General features: G+C 43.4%; 5 protein-coding genes. All 5 read left to right on the top strand.

Features of this window, described 5'->3' with window-relative positions:
• The first annotated feature begins 153 nt into the window (after nucleotides 1–153).
• Nucleotides 154–2,256, top strand: a complete 2,103-nt coding sequence (locus tag RDS42_RS10020; RefSeq protein WP_308783540.1) for a glutamine synthetase III — start codon at nucleotides 154–156, stop codon at nucleotides 2,254–2,256.
• Between the two features lie 79 nt (nucleotides 2,257–2,335).
• Nucleotides 2,336–3,916 carry an asparagine synthase B gene (asnB, locus tag RDS42_RS10015; protein ID WP_308783539.1) on the top strand — a complete coding sequence of 527 codons (1,581 nt, stop codon included), beginning with the start codon at nucleotides 2,336–2,338 and terminating at the stop codon, nucleotides 3,914–3,916.
• Between the two features lie 25 nt (nucleotides 3,917–3,941).
• Nucleotides 3,942–5,555 carry a CTP synthase gene (locus RDS42_RS10010; RefSeq protein ID WP_308783538.1) on the top strand — a complete coding sequence of 538 codons (1,614 nt, stop codon included), beginning with the start codon at nucleotides 3,942–3,944 and terminating at the stop codon, nucleotides 5,553–5,555.
• Nucleotides 5,556–5,561: 6 nt separating this feature from the next.
• Entirely contained in the window at nucleotides 5,562–6,977 is a 1,416-nt protein-coding gene (gene purF / locus RDS42_RS10005; protein WP_308783537.1) for an amidophosphoribosyltransferase, read from the top strand.
• Nucleotides 6,978–6,986: 9 nt separating this feature from the next.
• Nucleotides 6,987–7,623 (top strand): carbamoyl-phosphate synthase domain-containing protein (locus RDS42_RS10000; protein ID WP_308783536.1); only part of this gene is annotated, 637 nt, incomplete at its 3' end.

Raw genomic sequence — 7,623 nt, 5'->3', positions numbered from 1 at the left:
TGCAACACGTAAAGGCAAGGGCGTCTTTGAGAACACAATCTCAGAGACGCTTTTTTCATTGTAACAATTAAATAAAAAAGGCAAGGGCGTCTTTCATGTGGATAACAGGAATGACATCCTTGCCTTTTTTGATACGAGAGGAGAGTCATTATTATGAAGAAAAAAAATGTTTCTAAATACTTTGGATGTATGGTTTTTGACGACAGGGTTATGAAGGCAAGCTTATCTTCAAAAGTATATCAGTCTTTGAGAAAAACCATTGATGAAGGTGAGAAATTAGACAGCAGTGTGGCGGACGTTGTAGCGGAAGCTATGAAGGAATGGGCTGTATCAAAAGGCGCAACACATTACACACACTGGTTTCAGCCCCTGACCGGAATCACAGCAGAAAAACATGACAGCTTTATTTCTCCTTCTCCCAACGGAGGCGTTATCATGGAATTCTCCGGAAAAGAACTGATCAAAGGAGAGCCGGATGCATCTTCTTTCCCTTCAGGGGGATTAAGAGCCACCTTTGAGGCAAGAGGATACACTGCATGGGATCCTACTTCCTATGCATTTATTAAAGGAAAAACCTTATGCATTCCAACGGCATTTTGTTCTTATGGAGGAGAAGCTCTGGATAAGAAAACACCTCTGCTTCGTTCTATGAAGGCCTTGAATAAGCAGGCGCTTCGGATTCTCCGTCTCTTTGGCAATGAAAAGGTATCGTATGTCACCACTTCTGTAGGACCGGAACAGGAATACTTCCTGATTACAAAGGAAATGTATGATCAAAGAAAAGACCTTCAATTTACCGGACGTACCTTGTTTGGTGCAAGGCCTCCGAAAGGACAGGAGATGGACGACCATTACTTCGGCGTGATCAAGCCAAGGGTGGAGGCCTACATGGCAGACCTGAATGAAGAGCTCTGGAAGCTTGGAATCCTTGCCAAGACACAGCATAATGAAGTGGCTCCGGCACAGCATGAACTGGCTCCTATCTATACAACCACCAACATTGCTACGGATCACAATCAGCTGACCATGGAAATTATGCAAAAAGTAGCGGCACGTCATGGATTGGTATGTCTTCTTCACGAGAAACCATTCGCAGGAGTGAATGGAAGCGGAAAGCATAATAACTGGTCTATCTCCACGGATACAGGCGTAAACCTGCTGTCACCTGGGGAAACACCTTATGAAAACGCCCAGTTTTTATTGTTTCTGTGTGCAGTGATCAAAGCCGTGGATGATTATCAGGATCTTCTGAGGCTGTCTGTGGCAACGGCAGGAAACGATCACCGTCTGGGGGCGAATGAAGCTCCGCCTGCTGTGGTGTCCATGTTCCTTGGAGATGAGCTGAACGGTGTTTTAGAGGCTATTGAAAAAGATATTCCCTACGCAGGAGCGGAAAAAACGCAGATGAAGCTGGGTGTGGATGTACTTCCAAAATTCAATCGGGATAATACAGACAGAAACCGTACCTCACCCTTTGCTTTTACAGGAAATAAATTTGAATTCCGTATGCTGGGTTCTTCCAACAGCATTGCATGTGCCAATATGATGCTTAACAGCGCAGTGGCAGAAAGCCTGAAAATCTATGCGGACAGACTGGAAAACGCAGAAAATTTTGAAGAAACCCTTCATGCCATGATTCGTAAAACAATCAAAGACCATAAAAGGATTATTTTCAATGGAAATGGTTATGATGACGCATGGATAAAAGAAGCAACGGAAAAAAGAGGCCTTCTGAACTATCCGTCAACACCTGACTGTATGCCTCACCTGCTGGATGAAAAAAATGTCAGGATGCTTACTTCACATAAAGTATTTTCTAAAGCAGAGCTGGAATCAAGATGTGAGATTATGCTTGAAAATTACTGCAAGACCATTGTAATAGAAGCAAATACCATGGTTGACATGGCAAAGAGAGAAATCATTCCGGCGGTGGAAGCCTACGCAATGGAACTGGCCGGGACAGCTTCTGCAAAAAAAAGTGTCGATGAAACATTGGCATGCCGTTATGAACACAGCCTGATAAAAAAACTCTCTACACTTACAGATCAGATGGCAGTAAGGACAGATGCACTGGAAAATGCACTGATAGAACTTCAGGATACGAAAGATATTGAGAAGCAGTCCTGTCAGATCAGGGATACAGTATTAACCAGAATGCAGGAGCTGAGAATTGCATGTGATGAGGCAGAAACTGTTACGGCAAAAAAATACTGGCCTTTCCCAACATATGGAGATCTTCTTTTCAGTGTAAAATAATAAAAAAGAGCGACTGTTTACAGCAGATATGGGAAGGTGAGAGCCATGGAACAGGTTCCGGAAATGGAGGTAAAAAAATATGTGTTCGATTATGGGATATTGCGGTCTGGGAGCCGATTTAGATAAATTTAAGGAAGGTTTCAAAAAAACTATTTCCAGAGGTCCGGATGACAGCCGGATCGTCGATACGGGAAATGGTCTTCTTGGATTTCACAGACTGGCCATTATGGGACTGACACCGTCCGGGATGCAGCCTTTCCGTCTGGATGACAGTTATGTGGTCTGCAACGGAGAAATTTATGGGTTTGAAAAGATGAAAGAGGATTTATCCCGCCGTTATACCTTTGTAAGTGATTCAGACTGTGAAATCCTTCTGCCCCTGTATAAGGAATACGGCACAGATATGTTTGCCATGCTGGATGCAGAATTCGCATGCATTCTCTATGACGGAGAAACAGGGGAATATATTGCAGCAAGAGATCCCATAGGAATCCGTCCTCTTTATTACGGATATGACGAAAAAGGTGTGATTCTGTTTGCCAGTGAAGCTAAAAACCTGGTAGGACTAACAGACAAAGTCATGCCTTTTCCGCCTGGATATTATTATAAAAACGGCAGTTTTATCTGTTATTGCGATATAACCAAAACAGAACACATATGCCGGGATGATTTGGAAACCGTCTGTCGGAATATCCATGATCTGCTGATCACAGGAGTAAAAAAAAGGCTTGTAGCAGACGCTAAGGTTGGTTTTCTTCTTTCAGGCGGACTGGATTCCTCCCTTGTCTGTGCAATTGCTGCAAAAGAAAGCCAGGAATCAATTCGTACGTTTGCCATTGGTATGCGTGAAGATGCCATTGATTTAAAGTATGCAAAGCAGACGGCGGAGTATATTGGAAGCGAGCATACGGAAATTTACATGACGCCGGAGGAAATAACTGATACGCTGGAAGAAGTGATTCAGGTTCTGGGAACTTATGATATTACCACGATACGTGCATCCATGGGCATGTATCTGGTCTGTAAGGCCATTCATGAGCAGACAGATATCCGTGTACTTCTCACCGGCGAAATTTCAGACGAATTATTTGGATATAAATACACAGATTTTGCACCTGACCCGGAGGCGTTCCAAAAAGAATCTATGAAAAGAATCCGGGAGCTTCATATGTATGATGTGCTCAGGGCAGACCGCTGTATATCTGCCAATTCTCTTGAAGCGAGGGTTCCTTTCGGGGATCTGGATTTTGTGACTTATGTTATGTCAGTAAATCCGGAACTGAAAATGAATCACTACGGAAAAGGAAAATATCTCCTCCGTCATGCATTTCAGGCTGACCAGTATCTTCCGGAAGAAATCCTATGGAGAGAAAAAGCGGCTTTTTCAGATGCAGTAGGTCATTCCATGGTAGATTATCTGAAAGAATATGCAGAATCTGTTTATACAGATCAGCAAATGGAAACATTATCAGAAAAGTATGACCATGCACGCCCCTTTACCAAAGAATCCCTGTTGTACAGGGAAATCTTTGAGAAATATTATCCGGGTCAGTCAAAAATGATCGCCGGCTTCTGGATGCCCAACAGGGAGTGGGAGGGCTGTAATGTCAATGATCCTTCTGCCAGAGTTCTTTCAAACTATGGAGAAAGTGGAAAATAAAAGTAGAAAGAGGAATGATATATTTATGACAAAGTATATTTTTGTAACCGGGGGCGTGGTATCCGGGCTCGGAAAAGGAATTACAGCAGCCTCTCTTGGACGGCTTTTAAAATCCAGAGGCTATAAGGTAGCTGCTCAGAAACTAGATCCTTATATTAATGTGGATCCGGGTACTATGAGTCCGTATCAGCACGGAGAGGTGTTTGTCACAGAAGACGGTGCAGAGACAGATCTGGATCTGGGTCATTATGAGAGATTTATTGATGAAAATCTAAATAAATATTCCAACCTGACTACAGGAAAAATCTATTGGAATGTTTTGAATAAGGAACGAAGGGGAGAATACCTGGGCTCTACCGTTCAGGTGATCCCGCATATCACCAATGAAATCAAAGAATTTGTTTATCGTGTAGGGAAACAGACTGACGCAGATGTGGTGATCACGGAAATCGGAGGAACTATTGGGGATATTGAGTCCCAGCCTTTTTTGGAAGCGGTCAGGCAAATTTCTCTGGAAGTGGGACGGGAAAACAGCCTGTTTATTCATGTGACACTGGTTCCTTATTTAAGTGGTTCAGATGAACATAAATCAAAACCTACGCAGCACTCTGTAAGGGAGCTGCAGGGAATGGGAATTCATCCGAATATCATTGTACTCCGGTGTGATCAGCCGTTGGAAGAATCTATTTTTCAGAAGATTTCTCTTTTCTGTAACGTGAAGCCGGACTGTGTTATCGAAAACCGCACATTATCTAATTTATATGAAGCGCCGCTTATGCTGGAGCAGTCCGGTTTTTCTTCTGTGGTCTGCAGAGAACTTCATTTAGATGCAAAAGAAGCACGGCTTGAAGACTGGAAGAAGATGGTTGATCAGATAAAAAACCGTTCTCAGGAGGTGCATATTGGACTGGTTGGAAAATATGTAAAACTTCATGATGCCTATTTGTCCGTAGTGGAGGCTTTAAACCATGCAGGTTATGGGCAGAATGCCTATGTCCGTATTCACTGGATTGATTCAGAGAACATTACGAAAGAAAATGTATCGCAGATTTTCAGGGGAATACAGGGAATTATTGTACCTGGCGGTTTTGGAAGCAGAGGGATTGAAGGAATGATTACAGCAGCTGAATATGCCAGAAAGAACCAGATTCCTTATTTGGGAATCTGTCTTGGCATGCAGATTGCTGTTATTGAATATGCAAGACATGCGGCTGGGCTTCCGGAAGCACATTCAGGAGAATTTGATGAGCAATGCCGGGACAAGGTCATTGATTTTATGCCGGGGCAAAGAGATGATATAGACAAAGGCGGTACTCTGCGCCTTGGCAATTATACATGTGTGATCCAACCGGGAACACAGATGGAACACTGCTATCAGTGTACAGTCATTCAGGAGCGTCATCGCCACCGCTATGAATTTAATAACCAGTACCGCAGACTGCTCACGGATGCAGGTCTGGTAATCAGCGGAACTTCCCCGGATGACCATTTGGTAGAAGCTATTGAACTGACAGATCATCCTTTTTATATTGGCGTGCAGTTCCATCCAGAATTTACCAGCCGTCCTAACCGGCCGCATCCGTTGTTTCAGGGATTCATTTCAGCGGCTTTATGTGGAAAATGTAAACAAGAGGAGTGATCAGATATGGCAGTTCATGAAGAATGTGGAGTGTTTGGAATTCTAAGCAGAAAAAGAAGAAATCTTGGAAAAATGGTTTATTATGGTCTCTACGCACTTCAGCACAGAGGGCAGGAAAGCTGCGGCATTGTTGTAAATGATGACGGTGTATTTTCTTCTTATAAGGATCTGGGACTGGTAAGTGAAGTGTTTTCCGAGGATATCCTGGCACATCTTTCTGAAGGGACTATGGCTTTGGGACATGTACGGTATGGGACAACAGGAGGAAATATCCGAAATAATTGTCAGCCGATAGAGGTAAATCATCAGAAAGGAAAAATGGCGCTGGCACATAATGGAAATTTAAGCAATGCATTAGAACTTCGTGATAAATTGGAATTATCAGGAGCAATTTTTCATACTACCAGTGATACAGAAACCATTGCATATATGATTACCAGGGAAAGGCTTACTGCCCCCAGTATTGAGGAAGCAGTAAGCCGTGCAATGTTTTCTTTGGAAGGAGCCTATTCTCTTATATTAATGTCTTCTGCAAAAATGATTGCAGTGAGAGATCCTTATGGATTCCGTCCCCTTTGCTACGGGAAAATGCCGGATGGTTCTTATGTGGCTGCTTCAGAAAGCTGTGCTCTGACAGCTGTAGGCGCAGAGCTGATCAGAGATCTTCTTCCGGGAGAAATCCTGGTATTTAGTGAGAATGGGATTGAGTCACGTCGGGAACACTGCGGCACCCGGAAACAGAAGACCTGTATATTTGAATATATTTATTTTGCCAGACCGGACTCTGTGATCGATAAGGTTTCTGTTTCGGAAGCCAGGATCCAGGCAGGAAAATTACTGGCACAGACAAAGCCCGCCGAGGCTGATATTGTGATTGGTGTCCCGGACAGCGGTCTGGACGCAGCACTTGGATTTTCTAAAGCTTCGGGAATCCCTTATGGAATCGGGCTGGTTAAAAACAAATACATTGGGAGAACTTTTATTTCGCCCGGCCAAAAAGAACGGCTTGATCTGGTGAAGATGAAGTTAAGCCCGATCCCATCGGCTGTACAGGGAAAACGAGTGGTTCTGATTGATGATTCTATTGTAAGAGGGACTACCAGCAGACAGCTTGTAAGCCTTTTAAGGGAGGCGGGTGCAAAAGAGATACATCTGAGAATTTCTGCTCCTCCGTTTCTGCATCCATGTTATTATGGTACGGACATTGATTCGGAAGAAAATCTTATTGCATCTCATCATGGGGAGACAGAAATCGCCATGCTTATTGGGGTGGATTCTCTTGGCTATCTTCCGCTGGAACGCCTTCATGAGCTGGTAGGAACTGATGCATATTGTGATGCCTGTTTTAGTGGGAATTATGCCACCAGTATTCCTGCAGATGTCCGAAAGGACCGATTTGAACGAAAATTATCCGAAAGGTGAATGAAACAGATGGAAAAATGGAATAAAAAGTTGATCCTGGAAGATGGAAGCCAATATTATGGTTATAGTTTTGGCAGCCAGGAAGAAAAAATAACAGAATTAGTATTTAATACCGCACCGGTTGGGTATCAGGAGATTCTTTCGGACCCATCTTACACGTATCAGACCGTAGTCATGGCGTATCCGTTAATTGGAAATTACGGGATTGCAAAAGAAGATTTTGAGACAAAACAACCCTCTATCGGTGGACTCGCCGTGAGAGATTACAATGATATTCCTTCTAATTTCCGCAGCGCAGCCACGCTGGACGAGGTGATGAGACAATATCATATTCCCGGTATTTACGGCATTGATACAAGAAAACTGGTAAGAAAGATCCGGGATTTCGGAAGCTGTAAGGCGCTGCTCACGGATGTGCAGACCTCGCTGGAAGAAGGCTTGGAAAAATTGGCAGGATTTGAGATTCCGAAAGATGCCGTAGAAAAGGTCAGTTCCAAAGAAATAAGATACTGTGCTGCCAAACAGGAAAACTATCTTGTGGCGGCCATTGACTGTGGAATAAAAGAAAATATTATACGAAGCTTAAATGCGAGAGGCTGCAGCGTCATGGTATATCCATGGAACACTTCTTATGAAGAAATTCAAA

It is taken from the genome of uncultured Blautia sp. (assembly GCF_902497045.1).
Taxonomy (GTDB): Bacteria; Bacillota; Clostridia; order Lachnospirales; family Lachnospiraceae; genus Blautia_A.
This window is presented reverse-complemented; position numbering and strand designations above follow the sequence as displayed.

What these genes read in the sequence shown, in the direction of transcription:
- RDS42_RS10020 (WP_308783540.1), top strand. Translation starts at nt 154, where the DNA reads ATGAAGAAAAAAAATGTTTCTAAATACTTTGGATGTATGGTTTTTGAC.
- asnB (WP_308783539.1), top strand. Translation starts at nt 2,336, where the DNA reads ATGTGTTCGATTATGGGATATTGCGGTCTGGGAGCCGATTTAGATAAA.
- RDS42_RS10010 (WP_308783538.1), top strand. Translation starts at nt 3,942, where the DNA reads ATGACAAAGTATATTTTTGTAACCGGGGGCGTGGTATCCGGGCTCGGA.
- purF (WP_308783537.1), top strand. Translation starts at nt 5,562, where the DNA reads ATGGCAGTTCATGAAGAATGTGGAGTGTTTGGAATTCTAAGCAGAAAA.